The 17,953-nt window shown below is 48.5% G+C and carries 15 protein-coding genes; 4 read left to right on the top strand and 11 right to left on the bottom strand.

What is annotated here, in order from left to right:
• The first annotated feature begins 261 nt into the window (after nt 1–261).
• Nucleotides 262–1,029: a type IV toxin-antitoxin system AbiEi family antitoxin domain-containing protein gene (locus tag DXA36_RS12480; protein WP_118679622.1), complete on the top strand. Its 768-nt coding sequence runs from the start codon at nt 262–264 to the stop codon at nt 1,027–1,029.
• The gene (locus DXA36_RS12475; RefSeq protein ID WP_118679620.1) at nt 1,016–1,957 is read left to right on the top strand and encodes a nucleotidyl transferase AbiEii/AbiGii toxin family protein; all 942 of its coding nucleotides are present in this window, start codon (nt 1,016–1,018) and stop codon (nt 1,955–1,957) included. The genes DXA36_RS12480 and DXA36_RS12475 overlap by 14 nt, the downstream gene beginning before the upstream one ends.
• Before the next feature lie 89 nt (nt 1,958–2,046).
• Here the strand turns inward: DXA36_RS12475 and DXA36_RS12470 are convergent, their stop codons facing one another.
• From DXA36_RS12470 to DXA36_RS12455, 4 genes are read right to left on the bottom strand one after another with little or no spacing between them, the layout of a single operon-like run.
• Complete coding sequence (locus DXA36_RS12470; protein WP_118679618.1) at nt 2,047–3,414, bottom strand: glycoside hydrolase family 30 protein; 1,368 nt, start codon at nt 3,412–3,414, stop codon at nt 2,047–2,049.
• A 19-nt stretch (nt 3,415–3,433) separates the two neighbouring features.
• On the bottom strand, nt 3,434–4,258 hold the full coding sequence (locus DXA36_RS12465; protein ID WP_118679616.1) for a carbohydrate ABC transporter permease: 825 nt from the start codon (nt 4,256–4,258) through the stop codon (nt 3,434–3,436).
• An 11-nt stretch (nt 4,259–4,269) separates the two neighbouring features.
• Entirely contained in the window at nt 4,270–5,166 is an 897-nt protein-coding gene (locus DXA36_RS12460; RefSeq protein ID WP_243114639.1) for a carbohydrate ABC transporter permease, read from the bottom strand.
• Nucleotides 5,167–5,187: 21 nt separating this feature from the next.
• Nucleotides 5,188–6,588, bottom strand: a complete 1,401-nt coding sequence (locus DXA36_RS12455; RefSeq protein WP_182479043.1) for an ABC transporter substrate-binding protein — start codon at nt 6,586–6,588, stop codon at nt 5,188–5,190.
• A 271-nt stretch (nt 6,589–6,859) separates the two neighbouring features.
• Between DXA36_RS12455 and DXA36_RS12450 the strand changes: the two genes are divergently transcribed.
• Nucleotides 6,860–7,714: an AraC family transcriptional regulator gene (locus DXA36_RS12450; protein WP_118679610.1), complete on the top strand. Its 855-nt coding sequence runs from the start codon at nt 6,860–6,862 to the stop codon at nt 7,712–7,714.
• Complete coding sequence (locus DXA36_RS12445; protein ID WP_182479042.1) at nt 7,711–7,851, top strand: hypothetical protein; 141 nt, start codon at nt 7,711–7,713, stop codon at nt 7,849–7,851. The genes DXA36_RS12450 and DXA36_RS12445 overlap by 4 nt, the downstream gene beginning before the upstream one ends.
• Nucleotides 7,852–7,877: 26 nt before the next feature.
• Here the strand turns inward: DXA36_RS12445 and DXA36_RS12440 are convergent, their stop codons facing one another.
• From DXA36_RS12440 to DXA36_RS12410, 7 genes are all read right to left on the bottom strand, one after another.
• Nucleotides 7,878–10,175 (bottom strand): hypothetical protein, encoded by a 2,298-nt coding sequence (locus DXA36_RS12440; RefSeq protein ID WP_118679608.1) that lies wholly within the window; start codon nt 10,173–10,175, stop codon nt 7,878–7,880.
• 47 nt (nt 10,176–10,222) lie between these two features.
• Complete coding sequence (locus tag DXA36_RS12435; RefSeq protein WP_118679606.1) at nt 10,223–12,394, bottom strand: pyruvate formate lyase family protein; 2,172 nt, start codon at nt 12,392–12,394, stop codon at nt 10,223–10,225.
• Nucleotides 12,395–12,453: 59 nt separating this feature from the next.
• Nucleotides 12,454–13,356 (bottom strand): glycyl-radical enzyme activating protein, encoded by a 903-nt coding sequence (locus DXA36_RS12430; protein WP_118679604.1) that lies wholly within the window; start codon nt 13,354–13,356, stop codon nt 12,454–12,456.
• Entirely contained in the window at nt 13,343–14,482 is a 1,140-nt protein-coding gene (locus DXA36_RS12425; protein ID WP_118679602.1) for a trans-sulfuration enzyme family protein, read from the bottom strand. The genes DXA36_RS12430 and DXA36_RS12425 overlap by 14 nt, the downstream gene beginning before the upstream one ends.
• Before the next feature lie 9 nt (nt 14,483–14,491).
• Nucleotides 14,492–15,334: a carbohydrate ABC transporter permease gene (locus DXA36_RS12420; RefSeq protein WP_118679600.1), complete on the bottom strand. Its 843-nt coding sequence runs from the start codon at nt 15,332–15,334 to the stop codon at nt 14,492–14,494.
• Nucleotides 15,331–16,242 (bottom strand): carbohydrate ABC transporter permease, encoded by a 912-nt coding sequence (locus DXA36_RS12415; protein ID WP_118679598.1) that lies wholly within the window; start codon nt 16,240–16,242, stop codon nt 15,331–15,333. The genes DXA36_RS12420 and DXA36_RS12415 overlap by 4 nt, the downstream gene beginning before the upstream one ends.
• A gap of 113 nt (nt 16,243–16,355) precedes the next feature.
• Nucleotides 16,356–17,774, bottom strand: coding sequence for an ABC transporter substrate-binding protein (locus DXA36_RS12410; protein WP_182479041.1), 1,419 nt, complete (start codon nt 17,772–17,774; stop codon nt 16,356–16,358).
• Between the last annotated feature and the right edge of the window lie 179 nt (nt 17,775–17,953).

Raw genomic sequence — 17,953 nt, 5'->3', positions numbered from 1 at the left:
AGTTTGAGTTAATAATATTAAACTCCTTCAAGAAATTTAATAAGGTGATATAAAATTATAAAAATATTATATGTTGGGAATAAATAAAATTATATTTTTTAATAATAAGAATTTTATATTTCTTTATTATTAGTTTTTATATAAGCCAATTATACAAATATATAAACTTGACAAATTTGTCTGATATGTGTATATTTAATTTAATATTACTTCAAATTAGTTCGTTTATGAACCAAAAAAAATAATAAATGGTGACAGATTATGAATCTTTACTTTGAATTACTAAAAAAACCTATTTTTAAAATGAAAGATGTGGATTATTATTATAATAATATGGATAGTGCCCGTTCTGCAATTAAACGGTTAATGAAGGAAGGAATGGCGGCAAAAATACGCAATAATTTGTATACTTGCATTAGCGGTGAGACAGGCGCTCCTGTGGCAAACCGTTTTCAGATAGCAAGTTATATCACGCCCACATCCTATGTATCTCATCATACGGCTATGGAATATTATGGAATTACCGATCAGGTTTATTATGATGTATATGTTTCTTCTCAAACCAGCTTCCGGGATTTTACTTTTGATAAATATACCTATCGGTATATTGCGTCGAAAACATTAGAAGGAATCGACAAGCCATCCTATAGTGGCGGTATTGCAGTCACAAATTTGGAACGTACAATAGTTGATAGTATAAAAGATATAGATAAAATAGCCGGAATTGAAGAGGTAGTGCAGGATATCGAATGTCTACACAGAGTACAGGAAAAAAAACTTCTCAAGTATTTGGAACTTTATGAAAACCAATTTTTATATCAGAAAATAGGGTATCTTCTTTGGGATTATAAAGAAAAAATAGGGCTTTCTGATAATTTTTTTGAGAGCTGTAAGGAACAAATAGGTAAGAGTAAGCGTTACCTTACGAAGGATCAGGTAGGTGGGCGCTATAATAATACTTGGAAATTAGTGGTACCGGCCGAGTTGCAGAATATGAAAAATGGAGTGATGACGGATGCCGATATATGATAAAGCTGAAATCGGACGTACTGCACAGAAGTATGGTTTTGTGAGAGATACCTTTGAGAAAGCCTTACGTTTGAAGGAAGTATTAAAATTTATAAACGAACAAGAATATCTCAGAGAGCATTTGCTTTTAAAAGGCGGAACTGCCATCAATTTTACAATTTTTAATTTACCCAGGCTGTCTGTCGACATTGATATGGATTATACTCCAAATGATACGAGAAATGATATGCTTACGGCCAGAAATGAGATTACTTTACTTATTAAAAACTATATGGAGACGGAAGGGTATCAGCTTTCTCAAGGTTCCCGATTTACTCATAGCCTGGATGCTTTTTATTATCAGTATCTGAATTCTGGTGGTAACAGAGATATGATTAAGATTGAATTAAACTACTCCCTGCGGGTACATATATTGGATTCTGTGCAGAGAAAGATCATTCCGGAGGCCTTTGATGATGGGATAACTATTCGTATGGTGGCACCGATGGAGATTTTCGCTGCTAAAGGAAATGCTTTAATCAACAGAGCCGCGGCCAGGGATTTATATGATTGGGGAAATTTGATTGCAGAAAAGCTATTTGAAGATGACAGGGATATGTTCCGTAAATGCCTTGCCTTTTATGCAACAATATCTGCGAAAACAGTTAACAGAAATTTTGACTTAACAGCAATTGATTCTCTGCATTTTGATAAGATACGAAGGGATTTATTTCCGGTCCTCAGTCAAAAGGAAAACTTTATGTTGGACGAAAGAAAACTTTATGCTAAAGAATATATTTCAGACTTGATGCAACTGACTGAACAAGAAAATGAGTATATGGATCGTTTTATAGCAAAGGATTTTGCTCCTGAGTTACTATTTGAAGATGCAGCTATAGTGGAACGATTAAAAGAACATCCAATGGCGATTTGGAAATGTCATCACTGATCTCTTAGTGAAGCAGTAATTGATTTCTATACATCTCGATGGATATCCCGGTTCCCAGAAGGAAACCGGGATATTACTGCGTATGGCATTCAGTCTTCCATCGGCCCCACCACCAACGTACCAATACTGTGGGGATCCATAAAAAGCTGCACAGCTTCCCCTTCGATCATGACCGTCCCCCGCAAAGACGCGTCCTGTCTGTTCATAAGTACGACGATAAGCGTCCCGTCCGGATTCCGGAACGCACACCCCTCCGGCCTTATTTCCGTACGCTCACCCTCCATCTGTTTTTCCAGGGCAGCCGCTCCTCTCCTGATATAACGGCTGAAATGCCCGATATAATAGTAGGAGGACATTTTTATCATTTCCTGCTTACTATTGTCAAGGATAACAGGAGCCGCACAGGGATTATCTGCAATTCCGGGTCCGCTGTTCTGATCCAGGAACAGATTCCAGTCCAGATAAGCGCAGGTCCAGTTGTTCAAATCCCCAATTATTTCATGTCCATAACGTTCCCCTGCGGACCAGTCCGTCAGATTTTCCGGCATCACCACACAACTTTCCGTAGCAAGCAGCGAAATCCCGGGAAATTCCTCATGGGTCTTTTGCAGTTCTTCAAAATAGTCCCCGGAATACCAATGAAAAGCCACTCCGAATATTTTATTCCGTAATCTGTCATCTGCTAACAGCTCCCGTGCTCTATTCCTCATAAAATCCTTATTACAGTCCCAGCAGAGAAGCTTTTTATCTCCGTAACCGGCTTTTTCCAGTGCCGGTATCAGATATTCCACCAGAAAGTGCCCCTCTTCCTCCCCTGTATATTCACAGGAAGCCCATCTTTGAACCTCCACCGGTTCATTCTGGGCGGCCAGCCCCCAGAGGGAAACGCCTTCCTTTTCATAGGATCGGATAAACCGGATCAGATAGTCAGCCATTGTCCCGTAATAGTCAGGAAGCAGCTTTCCTCCCCAACTCATTTTCCCATTGGATTTCATCCAGCCCGGCGGGCTCCAGGGCAATGCATAGAGCAGGAGTTCCTCCGGTTCCTTTCTTTTTTCCCCCAGTTCCTTTGCCATATGTATCAGAGGCAGGATACCCTTTTTATCCTGGGCGATGGAATAATGGGAAAGTGCCCGGTCCTGCGGCACCTCCGCATGGGAATAGGGGACGCTGGAAAAGTCGCAGCAGCCGATGGGTACCCTTCCCATATTATAACCAAGACCATTTTCAGGGTCAAAATAAGCGGCCATTGCCTTTTTCCGGATGGATTCCTCCATCCTAAAAAGTGCCATGGCCGCCGTATCCGTAAAGGCGCCCCCAAAGCCGTATATTTTCTGTCTTTCTTTCCCGGGAAACACGAAAAGGCGGAAATCCTCCCCTCCCTTTACCGGGGACAGCGCCTTTTCGGCAAACCTCTCCCCGGTATCCCGGGCTGTATAAATCCATTTCAGTTTCATTTTATTTTTCCTTTCTTATTTAACCTTTTACCGCTCCGGCAGTTATCCCTTTTACAAAATAACGGGATCCAAGAATAAACAACAACAGTACCGGAAAGGTAGACAACGCCAGCGCCAGCATCTGGGCGCCATAATCCTGCCGGTAGGACACGGATATGTTGGAAATCATCAGAGGCAGGGTGTAGACCTTCTGTTTATTCAAGGTGATAAGGGGAAGGAGGTAATTATTCCAGGACCACAGAAATACTAAAGTCGCCACTGTCATAATCGCCGGTTTGATACAGGGAACCACGATGGAAAAAAGGATACCCGGCTCGGAACAACCGTCAATCCTGGCACTTTCCAGCATTTCTTCCGGTACCGAATCCTGCAGGAACTGCATCATGAAAAAGGCGCTGAAAGGATTGGCTATCCAGATACAAATCACGGACCACAGGGTATTGGTCAAATGTGCAACCCGCATTTCCATGATATATCCGATAATGGAAATCTGCGTGGGAAGCATCATGCCGATTAAAACCAGCACCAGGATTGCCTTCTGTCCCCGGAACCGGAATTTTGCCAGCGCATAGCCTATGGTAATGCTGGTGAACAGACAGGCAAGCACTGACACCGCCGATACGAATATGCTGTTCAGATAGGTGGCAGGAAGGCCGTTATCCAGCGTGGTTTTTAAATTCTCCATGAAGTAATCACTGATAAGCAGCGGCAGCCCGCGGAACAAATCCTCACTGTAATAAGTACCCATGACAAACATCATATAAAAGGGGAACAAAGCGATAACGGACATCACCCCCAATAGCAGGTAAACCCAGAAATCCTGCCTATTTTTTTTACGCCGCATGGTATATCCTCCTATTTTTCTTTCCTGTTACTGAAAAGGAAGCTGAGTAAGGAACAGCCGCCGATAATCAGAAATAAGGTATAAGCAATGGCGGCTCCGTAGCCCAGTCTGGTATTGCTTCCAAAGGAATCGTCATAAAATTTCCAGATAACCGTGAGTACGGAATATTCCGGTCCTCCCACGCTTTTTGATGCCGCCGACCATCCGGAATACAGCTGCACCGGTTCATCAAACATTTGGAAGCCTCCAATCAGGGCGGTAATAAACAAAAACACCGTAACATTCTTCAGCAGCGGAACGACGATGTGCAGGAAGGTTTTCACCCTCCCTGCGCCGTCGATGGCTGCGGCCTCATATACATCCTGGGGAATAGCTGTCATTCCCGACAGATAGATCATCATACAGTATCCAAAATTCCTCCATACAATCATTACCGCCACAATCAGTCTCGCGGACCACGGATGCTGCAGCCAGAAATAGTTTTCCTCCAAAAGGCCGAAATGGGTCAGAAGGCTGTTGAGGATCCCGCTGTTCCAGTCAAAGATATAGGAAAAGATAAAACCGATAGCCACCGGCGTGGTAATATAAGGCAGGAAGTTTACTACCTGGAATAACCGCCGCCCCTTTGCCAGCTGGAACAGCAGATACGCAATAACCAGGCCGAGGATCAGATTGACCGGCAGAGACATAAACATGATTAAAACCGTATTAAACAATGATTTCAGGAACAGCTTGTCCCTGGTAAACAGATTGTAATAATTAGCCAGTCCCACAAAATGCTTTTCCACAATGCCATTATAATCAAATAAACTCAGATAAAAGGAATACCCCATTGGAAAAAGCATAAACAGGCCATATGCCCCCAAAAAGGGCAGGGAAAACAGATAGGGCCATTTGTTTTTCTTCATTTTCATACCCTTGCCTTTGTTTTATTGAATGTGTGCATCCGGGGCCTTAAGGGCCACCTCTTCCTTAAAAAGCTCCAGGGCCTTAGCGCTGTCAATGGATGTATCTGACAGGAGCTTAGGTGTCAGCGCCTGAAATACATCGTTGATAATAGCGTCATATTTGGTCTGGGAAACCGTCTTGGCGTGGGGTGCCGCTTCTTCTATATAATATTTCACAAGGCTCTGTCCGCCGAAGAACTTATCCACAGGACCTTCTTTTTCCAGGGGGGAATATCCACTGTTGTAATACGGCTGATAGCAGCTGTAATTCCCCGTGAGATCATACATATAGGATCCGCCCTGCTCTGAGAAATAGATAAACTGCAGGTAAGCCCATGCGGCCTCTTTATTTTCACTGTCCTTATAGATGCTCAGTGTCGTCCCTCCCAGGTTAAAGGAACCCTCCGGAGGCATGGTAACCGCCCAATTTCCCTCTCCTTCCGGGTCATTCGGAACGATAACAAGCGGGGGGCACCATGCGCCGGCTTCATAAAAAAGATATTCATCGGACGCATAGGCCGCGTACCAGGAAGCGGAATACATTTCCACATTTCCGATAATCCCTGCATTTCTCATCTGTATTGTGATATCAAGGGGCCTGCTCATTTTATCCGTAATATTCACCTGGGTGCCGTCTACATAATCCACAACGTTCTGATTGATGGCTGAAAGCAGCACATCCCCCAGGGAAGCCATCATTTTCACTTTGCCTCCGCTTTTTTCATTTACCTGCTGTCCGGTCGCCAGAAAGGTATCCCAGTCTTTGATTTTTTCTCCCACCTCCTTGGGATCGTCAGTTCCCAGATATTCCCTGGCCATGTCTCTTTTATAGGCAAAACCGGCAGGAGTCACCTGCATTTCCACACCCAGGATAGTTCCCTCCTGATCCGATACCAGCGGTACGGAAGAGGGAACCATATCGTTCCGTTCCAGATTATATGGAGCTTCTTCCAGGTTCTCACAAATATTCATTTCAAACAGTGTCCCCCGCCAGGCCATTTCCCCCAGGATGATATCCGGAAGCTCCATGCCCGATACATAGCTGGTCTGCAGTTTTGTCATATAATCATCCCAGGCCACATCCTGTACTTCCACCGTAACATTGGAATAAACTTCATTAAATTTATCCACATATTTCTGTTGTGTTCCACCATCCCAGTCCCAGATAACCACAGTACCGGATATTTCCTCCGGTTCTGGTTTCTGTAAGCTTTCCTGCTCCTTTGGCACGCTGCCTGCCTCCGCAGCGGTGCCTGACGCTTCCTGATTCTGTTCCGTCCCGGCAGCGGTATTATTCCCGTCCGTTTTGCTGCTTGTACAGCCGGCAAATGTAGATACAATTAATACAGCTGCCATTATAACGCTAACTGCTTTTCTTTTCATTAGGTGACTCCCTTCTCTTGTACGATGCAATAACGCATTCTGGTAAATATTTACTTTTCCCCAACCCGGTCTGCCGATTGGATTACCCTTGAAAATATCATACCTGTAATCCAGATTGCGGTAAATATCAGGAGAATCACTAAATATATCATTTTGCTTGTTTCTATATATTAGCTTGCATATATAACGCATTATGGTATACTCATTTAAAAACAGCCTGTATCCGCCGTTTTTTTACCTATACTGCGGATACAGGCTCAAAGGAGCGGATATGAATGAAAATATCACCTATATATTTCAGGGAACCAACTATATGGATCTGACTCTGTATCAATACGGAAGGGAAACATGTGCCCCTCTCCTTTCCTGCGGCCCTGCCGCCCATAACCATTACCTGCTGCATTATATTCTGGATGGCAAAGGCCTTTTTACCATCGGCACGGACCGCAGTTACTCCCTGCATGCAGGACAGGCTTTCCTTATCTGCCCCAAATCCATCACTACCTATACCGCGGATAAAGCCGATCCCTGGACCTACATCTGGATAGAGTTCGACGGTCTGAAGGTTCCTCCTTTCCTGTCTGACGCAGGGCTGGGGCTGCAGCATCCCATATACGCACCTACGGACCCTGCCGGCTCCCGCGAACTGGAATCACTCATGCTCCAAATGCTTGACAGCCATGACAATTCCCTCCGCCTTCTGGGCGGTATGTACTGGATCCTGGAGACTCTGATCCGTACCTCCTCCCGGCGTAAGCCTCCGAAAACAGGAAACCTGCAGGAATTTTATGCCCATGAGGCACAGATGTATATCGAACGGCATTATAATCAGAATATCACGGTAGCCCAGCTGGCTAACTGGTGCAATCTTGACAGAAGCTATTTCGGGAAAATTTTCAAGGATACCGTTCTGGTAACGCCCCAGGAATATATCATCCGCTACCGGATCAACGTTGCCTGCGATCTGTTGAAGGATACGGATTTATCCATTGGGGATATTTCTGCCCAGGTAGGCTATGATAACCAGCTGCATTTTTCCCGTGCCTTCAAGAAGGTTATGGGCATATCCCCCAGGGACTGGAAAAAAAGGAACCGTATTCCGGCTATGCCGGACAGTAAGGAATGAGAAATTTTGTGCAGAACCGCACCGAAGAAACAGAACTCAATTCCATGATAATGGCCGATACCACACAAGGCGCCCACGGCAGAACCTATTACAGCCTGCGCGAATTCAGCTCCTGTCCGGTACCGGCCTGCCGATAGCCGCCCGCCGGACAATCTGCCGGCGGTCATGCACCTGTTTCTATTCCGAATTTAATAACATGCCATTTATCCGTCAGCGTAAAAACAGGCGCATCCGGAAAGTCGGCAAACCCTTTTTCCCCGCTGTACTGCATGGGGCTTGTAAGATGCCTGTCCCCGTCCCTGTGATGGTGGGGACCGTACGTATTAAAGGTACTGGGAATGAGGCGGATTACCGCCCGATAGATTCCCGGCTTTACGCCCGCAAGCTCCCAATCCGGCCCCCAGCAGTATCCGGCCTGTCCGCTGTCCCCATCCGGAAGCACTGCCATGCAATCCGCGTGCAGGCCGGTTTTATCGAACACAAGCTTTCCGTCCTCTCCGGCATACAGCAGGCTTTCCAGCTCCACATAGGTGCCGCAGAACGGGAAACCGGATGCACACAGATCCTGCACCTGTATATCTTCCTTCCGGATATCCGTCAGGTAAAAATCCCCTTCCGTTTCCCATTGATGACTGTCCTTCTCCCGATAACCCGCCGCACTCTTTACGGCGAAGTCCCCTTCCAGGTATACAAAGGGGGTCTGCTCTCCGTGGGGGCAGACCTCCCAGCGCAGGCTGATTTCTCCTGCATTCAGAAAATCCTTCTTTACGGAGGCCGGGATGGCATACCGTATTATCCCGTCTTTCTCCTCACCCTGCAGCCGGGTGCCTCCGGCCCAGACACCCTCCAGCGGATCCAGGGAACGGATGTGCCACTCCCCGGTACTGTCCGTTCTTCCCTTCCAGGAAATGCGGGTTTCCTTAGTTTCCAACGGGATCTGATTCCCGCCATGGCGGGTATATTGCCACTGCCACTCTTTTGCATCATACCAAATCCCTGCGGCTTTTGCCTGTTCACGCTGCTGCTCCCGGACAAAAAGCGCATCCTCCGGGCAGATTACCGTTGTATATACCGCATTTCCTATCCGCAGGACACCGTTTTCCACACTGCCGTGTTCCTCCAGTATCCGTTCACTGGCAACATCAAAGGGGATCCCCTGCTGGTAACAATGTTCTGCAAACCGGGAAAAAGCCATGCTGATTCTGCCGCTTACCGTATCCGGCGTCCCCTCTCCGTTATGTTCATTAAGCGCCATGGCGTCCGCCGGATTAAACTGTGCCTGTACGCCTCTTTCCGGTGCCACCAGAAGCACGGGCCTGTTCCGGTGTACCTTATTGTCCCATTTCCGGTAAAGCTTTTCAAATACAGCCGGTGCGGCCTCCTTCCAGGTAAGTCCCTGTGGGATATTGGGAGGCCAGTCCCGCACGGAGGCGCTGTCCGCCCGATACTGCCACAGATGAAACGCAATGGTGTCAATCCCGCTTTCCGCAAGCCAGTCCACATAGGCCTCCAGATCGGCCGGCGACAGGCCCCAGCCGCTTCCGCCCAGAGCCTCCGCCATACAGCGCCCGTCCGAGAACTGGCGGCTCAGGGAAGAAACCGTCCTTGGATAATAATGGTTGCCCGGATAACGCTCCAGGGCATCCACGGCGGGCACATTCACCTGCTTCAGGTTCTGATAGAGCGAACCGCTGCAGGACGTCTGGAAAAACAGGGTTTCTTCCCCCTTAAGATGGGCGGTATACCTCTTTTTGTAGGTTTCACACCACCGGTTCACCGGCTTATAAAAAGCATCTGCCAGAAGATCCCCCAGGATCTGCCAATAGGTCTGCCGTACCTCCTGACAGCCTTCCCCGTCCGTAAACAGCAGCCCCCATTCGTCCCGAAGCTTCCTGCCTCGCAGCAGCCCATAGGCTTCTTCCGCTTCCTGGCACCAGGGGATCCCTCCCATACAAAGGGAAACGCCGTGTCCGTCCAGGAAGCCTACCTCATCGCTGAAAAAGCCGGTAACGTAAGAAAATGCTTCCTCACTCAGGCCTTTCCGGTAACCCTCATAGGTATATTCGATAAAATATGCCATTTCCTCTCTCCGGAACGTATTAAACCCGGGTTTTCCCTCCACAACCACTTCCCCGTCCCGGTACATAAGCCATTCGCACCGGCTGTCAGGGAAATGCGCCAGCACATGCCCGTCACCGCTGCCGGAGGGCCAGCCGTTTTCATCATAAATCCAGAATTCCAGCCCCAGCCGTCTTGCATGCAGAATAACTTCCGACAGAATATCCAGATAAGGCCCGCTCATATAAGCGGGCCTTCCGGGATAAAAACGGGGATGGAAAATGGTACCCCATAGTCCCAGGGCCTTCATTTCTTCCAGCTGGGTTTTCAGGACGGACGGATCCAGCTCACCATTGACCGCCCAGAAACTCAACAGCTTCAGACAGTTGTCCCGATTTTCCATAGTCTCTCCTTTATCCGTTATCTCCTGTTTTGGTAACAGGCAATCAGCTATTCGTTCAGGAACCGGTCCACGATCTGCTGCCGGTATTTCGGCGACAGGGACGAGAAAAAGGCAGAATAACCGGTTACCCTTACCACCAGATCCGGATCGCTTTCCGGATCCGCATGGGCTTTCAGCAGGCGTTCCTTGGTCAGGCAGTTCAGGTTGATTAATGTCCCGCCCATATGGTTATGGGTATGGATCAGGGTTTCCAGGGCTTCCACGCCGCCTTCCCTGGTAATCATGGAATTATCCACATCCAGGTGGAGCGGGGAGGAATTCCCGTATCCCGGCTGCAGTTTTGCCACCGTATTGGCTTTCAGGGACGGGGAAAACGTATGAAGGCCGTTGGCAAAACCCGGATCCGGTTCATTGGAATGGGAAATGGGATCCCCGTATTTTCTTCCGTTGGGTGTGGCCGGAAGGGTTTCCCCGTACCGGACAATATCCCCGTGGGAGAACATGCCCGCAATCACCTTCAGGTGATGCCTGGGAGTCGGTTCCTCCATGCAGAGGCTGACGAACAGATCCCTGATTTTTTCCGCCCACTTCATGGAAGGGGAATGCGGTGCGCCAAGCCGGTCAATATTTTTAAGCATGAGGCGTATTTTTTCATATCCTTCAAAATCGGCATCGAGGGCGGCATACAGCTCCGGGAAGGTAAGAACCTGCTCCGTTTCTATCCGCTGCTCGATGGCACCGAAGGAGTCCGCCACCGTAGCAAGGCCGATGCCGTCAATATTCAGATCCAGGATATCCACACCGCCCTGCGCACAGTTCAGCCCCCGTTCTATCGGGCCGTGCATGAACAGGTTCAGGATAATTTCCGGCGTATCCTCGGAAACATGCTCATAATGCCAGTCGTAACCTTCCTTCACACAGTCCACCATAATGGTAAGATGTTTGGCAAAAAGCTCCCACAGGGTATGCGTACCGGCCTGTTCCCTTCCTTTCATTTCTTCCATAGCCTGATATAAAGCCATAGGCATATTGATACGGGTCACATCCTGCAGCGGATATTCCACGCCGGGGATGGCGGTCCAGTTACAGCCCGACTTAATGCGCATCCGTGCCAGCTCTTTGGGAAAACCGTTCTTCACGAACCCTTCCTCACATCCCACATTACAGGAATAGCAGACCCCGGTTCCATCCTCCATGTTGTATTCCAGGGAACGGCGCAGAAGCACTTTGTTCATGGAATCATGCACACGGATCGCCACATTGGAAGGAATTTTCAGATAATGCACCGCATCCAGAATCAGGAAGCTGATCCGGCTTGCCACATCCTCGTCCCCGGACGGTGTGAGGCCGCCTATCTGGGCATAGTGGGTATCGTTAAAGAACAGGCTGGCAAAATACCAGACCGCCTCTTCATCGGTGAGGCCGAAGCTCTCCTTATCCTTTTCATAATAGGGACGGAACAGTTCATCGATCTGCCCCAGCGCCCCTCCGGCATAATACATTCTGTCAATGCACTGGAAATGGGCGGTGAACTGTAAGGCCTCCCGAAGAGTGCGGGGCGGGTTATCCAGCAGCCATTCGTTGCAGTCCGCCACCTGGGTATAATGGATGCGGCGTTCTTCCTTTGCCGCCTCTTCCGCCAGCTTTCTTGTATAATCCACATGGCGCCGGATCCATTCCAGGACACCCAGAAGCAGCTGTTCCTCTCCTTCATAAAAAGAGGCATCCCCATGGGTATTCCGTTCCTTATAGTATATTACCTTTTCCAGAAGCCCTTTCCATCCCAGCGCAAGCCCTATGGTAAGATCCGGGCACAGGTGGTTCATCCCCCCGCAGCCGTGCTGGAGAATGTTATATTTTTCATGGATAGGGAAAAGGTGCTTCGGCTGGTTTTCCTCCCGGAAACCGATTTCCATCCAGTTGGAAAGGTTGCCCGGCCAGCAGGTGGCCAGGGCGCTGGAAGGATTGCTGTAAACAGGCATCTCGTTCAGGATTTTCCTGTAATTGTCTCCCAGCATTTTCATCCCGTATACCCTGCCGTCCTCATGGGTTATGGGTTCAAAGGTAAAATCAGGAAAATACAGGAACCCATGATCGTCAATATCGAGATATCCGAAGTGATCGATTTTTTCTTTGTTGATCCGTATTTTATCCTGGTGCAGCTGCTCTATTTTTTCTCCTATGCGGGGAGAAAGAACTGTTTTTTCCGTATTTAACATAATTGATCCCTTTCACACCGGCCTCATAAAGGCCGTGTAACTATAGTCAAAACATCCGGTTATATTTGATAACGATTCCTATATTCTTCCATTTTACGGGCGTCCAGTTCCCGGAAACTTTCCTGCCGGACCGGCTCCAGGAGCAAATCGCCCTTGCCTACGCCCATCCTGTGGTAAGCCAGCAGTTCAATATCCCGGATTCCGTTTTCCCACAGGAAGTCTTTCATAAAAGGAAGCTCCGCAGCATTCAGCTCTTCGATGACAGGAATCCGAATCCGGATATCCGTTCCTGTCCGGGAAAGGCGCAGCAGGTTATCCTTAATCCTTTCATTGGACACGCCTGTCAGTTCCCTGTGGACCTGCTCATGGAAAGCCTTCATATCATAGAGGAACAAATCCGTATAGGGCAGAATCCGTTCAAAGTCTTTATACGGCACATTTCCTGCCGTATCCACCGCCGTATGGATCCCTTTTTCCTTCAGGCGGCGCAGTACTTCTTCCAGAAAATCCAGCTGCAGCATACATTCGCCGCCGGAAAAAGTCACGCCGCCCCCGCTCTCCTGATAATAGGGCAGTTCCTCCAAAAGCTCCTGCATAAGTTCGTCTGCTGTTATTTCATACCCTATCCTGCTCAGAGCCTTAGCATAACACCCTTTCGTACAGCGTCCGCAGTCTGTACAGTCCTTCCGGTTATACACCAGCCCTCTCACAGGATCCGAAAGGAGGCAGCTGCCCGGACAATGTTCCGCACAGCTTCCGCAGCCGATACATTTCTGTTTATCAAAAGCAAGCTGGGGCCGTTTTTCATAGGATTCCGGATTGTGGCACCAGCGGCACCGCAGATTACAGCCCTTGAAAAAAACGGCGGTTCTCACCCCGGGGCCGTCAAAAACAGAAAACCGCTGGATGTTAAAGATGACGGCCTTATTTTGCGGCGCCCGTTGTTTCTTATCCAAGCACATGCTTCACAGCCCTTTCGAAGTCTTCCTTCAGCAGATCAGCGCCCTCCAGTCCGATATGAAGGCGCACCAGTCCCTTTTTCATGGTTTCATTATCCTCATCCAGATCGGCTCCTACGGGGGAAATCAGGCTTTCGAAGCCGCCCCAGCTGGGTCCTGCATGGAAAAATTCCAGTTCCCTGACAATCTTCCTGATCCGTTCCCCGGGAAGATCGAATACCACGCTCATCAGGCCGCTGGCCCCTGTCATCTGTTTTTTAGCCAGTTCATACTGAGGATGGGTTTCCCACCAGGGGTAAATCACTTCTTTTACCGCATCCATGTTCTGGAAAAAGGCCGCCATTTCCAGTGCGTTCGCCATATGCTGCTTCATACGGATAGGAAGGGTACGCATTCCGCGCAGCATCAGCCAGGAATCAAAAGGGCTCATAACCGCGCCGAACAGCTCTCTTTCGCTTTGGGCAACAGCGTTGATGTCCTCCCTGCGTCCGATTACCGCACCGCCGATAATGTCGCTGTGGCCGCCCAGATATTTGGAGGCGGAATGCACCACCATATCAATGCCGAAGGTCAGGGGCTTCTGGAATACCGGCGTGCAATAGGTATTGTCGATCACCGTGGCCGCATGGTGTCTTTTGGCAAGCGCCGCAATTTCCGCCAGATCCTGCACCAGAAAGAGATAGGTGGAAGGGCTTTCCAGATAAATCAGATCCGTATTCTCACGCATGGCCGCTTCGATTTCTTCCGTATCGGTCCCTTTCACAAAGGTTACCTCCACGCCGAAGCGTTTCATATATTCGGCAAGGAACCGGTGCGCCGGCCCGTATATGCTGGCGACCGCAACCACATGGCTGTCTTTTTTCAGATAATGCATCATCGCCGCGCTGATGGCTCCCATGCCGGAGGAAAAACACTTTGCCGCTTCTCCCTCCTCCAGGGCCGCCACCTTGTTCTCCACTATCTCCGTCGTGGGATTGGACACTCTCGTATAGGCATAACGCCCTTCCCTGTCCCCTTCATTCCCTTCACACTCCGTAAACAGGGAACTTTGGAAAATGGGCGGCGTCACAGCGCCTGCAAACCGGGAAGGGTTTTCCCCATAGTGCGTACATATTTCTTCTGCTCTCATTTTTATACCTCACTCTTTTACCGCTCCCGCTATGTTCTCCACAAAGATCTCCTTCATGAAACCAAACAGAAGGATGGCCGGCAGCATGGCTATCAGGGTTCCCGCAGCAACATTTCCCCAATTGATGTCATATTTGCCGATCATGGAGTAAATGGCGACGGTCAGCGTTTTTTTATTGTTTGCATTGATATACAGGACGGATGTGTACACATCATTCCAGCAGGCCAGGAATACGAAGATAAACACGGAAAACAGGCCTGATTTTGCCAGGGGCATCACGATCCGGAAAAACGTTTTGATCCTGCTGCAGCCGTCAATCAGCGCCGCTTCCTCGAGGGCTTTGGGAATCCCCTTCATAAACCCGATTAACAGGATGGTTCCGAAGGGAATCTGTCCGCCCACCAGGATAACGATAACTGTGGACAGCTTGTCGATCATCCCCAGCCTTGACATGAGGATATATAGCGGGGCAAATCCCACCGCCGTGGGAAGCATCTGGGTCATCATAAACACCATGAACACAATCGGCTTCGACTTAAATTCCATCCGGGACAGAATATAAGAGGACATTCCCGCAATCAGGACCACAAGGCAGGCACCCGCCAGCGCGATGAAAAGGCTGTTCAAAATATAAAGCCCGAAGTTCCCCATCTGGATCACTTCCCGGTAATTGTTCAGGCTCGCTTCCCGGGGCAGATAGTGCACCGGGAATTCATACAGCTCCTTGCTCCCTTTCAGAGAGGATACCAGAAGCCAGAAAAAGGGGAACACCGTAAATACAAAAAAACAGGCAAGCAGAATATATTTTACCGCTGTGAGCACTGCTGTCTGAAACCTCTTTCCTGCCATCATTCGTCACCGCCTTTCAATGTGTTGGTACAGGCAATATAGATTCCCGTGCAAACCAGGGTTACCAGCCACAGGATAACGCCCGCTGCGGATACCAGGCCGTAATCATTTCCTTTTACCACTTCCGTCATAATATAGCTGGATGCAATATGGCTGCTTCCGGCAGGCCCGCCCTGGGTCATACCGAAAATAAGATCCGGCGCATTGATGGTCTGCACCGCCCGTAAAAGTACCATAAGGAGCAGAATTACACGGATGGAAGGCAGGGTAATATAGAAAAATTTCTTCAGGGCACCGGCTCCGTCGATGGCAGCCGCCTCATACATATCCTGGGGAATGGTTTTCAAAGCCGCCATGATAATGATGGCAAAGAAGGCCATACCGGTCCATACCTTTGCGACGATTACACAGGGAAGGGCATAATCCGGATTGGACAGGAAGCCTACCTGCCTTTCCACAATTCCAAGCCTTATCAAAATGTCGTTGATTACACCGTTGCTTCCGTTGAACATCCATTTCCACATGATTCCCACCATGAAACCGGAAAGGGCCCAGGGCATGAATACCACACATTCATACAGTTTTTTGCCGAAAAAATGTTTTTGCAGGAGAAGGGCGATTCCGAAGCCCAGCAGGAACTCAATGGCCACACAGCAGAAAACCCATATAACCGTATTTTTCCAGGTTCCCAGGTACGTTATATTGTCAAACAGATTCCGGTAATTATCCAGTCCGATAAATTTCTTGCTGAAAATATTATAGGATTTTACATCCTGGAACGACATGACGATTCCATCCACCGCAGGGTAATACAGCATGACCAGTATCATGAAGAGCCCCGGCAGAAGAAACAGGATGATAAACAGTCTGTCTCTCATCTTTTTTGATAGCTTGTTCTTCCTTGGCCGCATAATTTCCTTCCCTTTCTGAGTAAGCGCGCCCGGAGGTGCAAATTCACCGGGTTGGCATTGGGAAGGCTGCCGCAGGCTGTAAACAGCCCGGACAGCCCTCTTACTTTTATCTGTTATTTAGCGAATCGTTCTTTTACCCATTCGCTGTCCTGTGACCAGCTGTAATAGGAACCCAGCTTGGCGGCACAGTCCTCCGGACTGATTTTACCAAGAAGCATTTCCTGTACCAGACTGTCTGCGGCAGCTCCGAACTGGGAAATCTGCTCCAGTTCTTCCTTGGATGCAAATCTTCTTTCCCCGTAATCCACATAACCTACATAGGAATCCGGGTCTGCTGCCATATCCATATAGCACTTGTAGTAGCCTTCGCTGAAGAAGGGATCTTCCTGTGCAGTGGTATGGATGGGAATATTTCCGTTTTTCTTGCAGAACGTGGTGTTTCCTTCCACAGAAGAAAGAGTCTTGATTACTTCCCATGCGGCGTCCTTATTTTTGGAGTTTGCAGCAATACCCCAGCCTGCAAAGCCGGCAGGGAAAAGGGCCTGTCCGCTGGGTCCTACGGGCAGAGGCGCCACATCCCAGGTTCCTTCTTCCATATATTCCTCGCAGGTGGCAACCACCTCGGGATCCTGGATGAGCATAGCGGTTACGCCTGAATAGAAGGCTTCCACCATTTCCGAGTAGCCCCATGCGATGGAATCGGGATGGGAACCGTCCTCATACAGTGTCTTATAGAAATTCAGTGCATCAATGGCTTCCGGCTGGTCATAGACACTCTTGCAGTCCTTGGCAATAAACGGCACCGCGATATCAAGCTTTTCCGGATCCGCATAGGAAAGGAGGGTCATCTGCATAAAGCCTACCGTACCGGCACCGCCACGGAAGGAGTAACCGTAACGGTTCTGTGTGGGATCTGTCAGTTCAACCGCTGCGTTATATAAATCCTCCCAGGTTTTGGGAACTTCAATATTCTTTTCTTCGAACCAGTCTTTTCTATAGAACAATGCTCTTTCATAAACACCATAAGGAATGGAATAGATATTTCCATCGTAAGAGGTAACCTGATCCTTCAGGAATTCACTTACGCTTCCCCAATCCTCCCAGCTATCCACATAGGAGTTCAGCGGTTCAATAAATCCGTTGGATATATGATCCACAGGAACGGAATCCAGTTCAATGATATCAATATCCTCTCCGGCCTGAAGCATGGTGGAAATTTTCTGCGCCGCCTGATCCGCCGGGGGAGAGATGATTTCCAGTTCAATATTAGTAAGCCCCGCCACCATTTCCTGAATCAGGGCATCCCTGGTAGGATTTCCCAGATATGTGATCATGGTAATTTTGGTTTTTTCTGCAGAACCGGTATCACTGCCTGTGCTTTCCTTTGCACTTTCCGTATTTGCAGCCTGTCCGCCGTCCCCGGTACTCGTATTTCCGGAATCCGTCCCGCCGCAGCCTGACAGAAATGCCGATGCTGCCATCATTGCCGCCAGCATGAGCGCCGTTATTTTAGTCCCCTTTTTCCTTAACATCCTATATCCTCCTCGATACATCGCTGTTATGTTCCGTTACTGTCACGTACCTTCACAGTTACGTTTGTGTTACCTTCCAAGCTTGGGTTGTGGGCTTATTATAGCAAAGCGTATTTTGCACAAAAATAAAAAATTTTCACATCTCATGTGGAAAAAAGTCAGTTAGTAATTTTTGTTAA

This window comes from Eisenbergiella sp. OF01-20 (genome assembly GCF_003478085.1).
In the GTDB taxonomy this organism is placed as follows: Bacteria; Bacillota; Clostridia; order Lachnospirales; family Lachnospiraceae; genus Eisenbergiella.
Note: the sequence above shows the minus strand (reverse complement) of the source record. Positions and strands in the feature narration are given on the sequence as shown.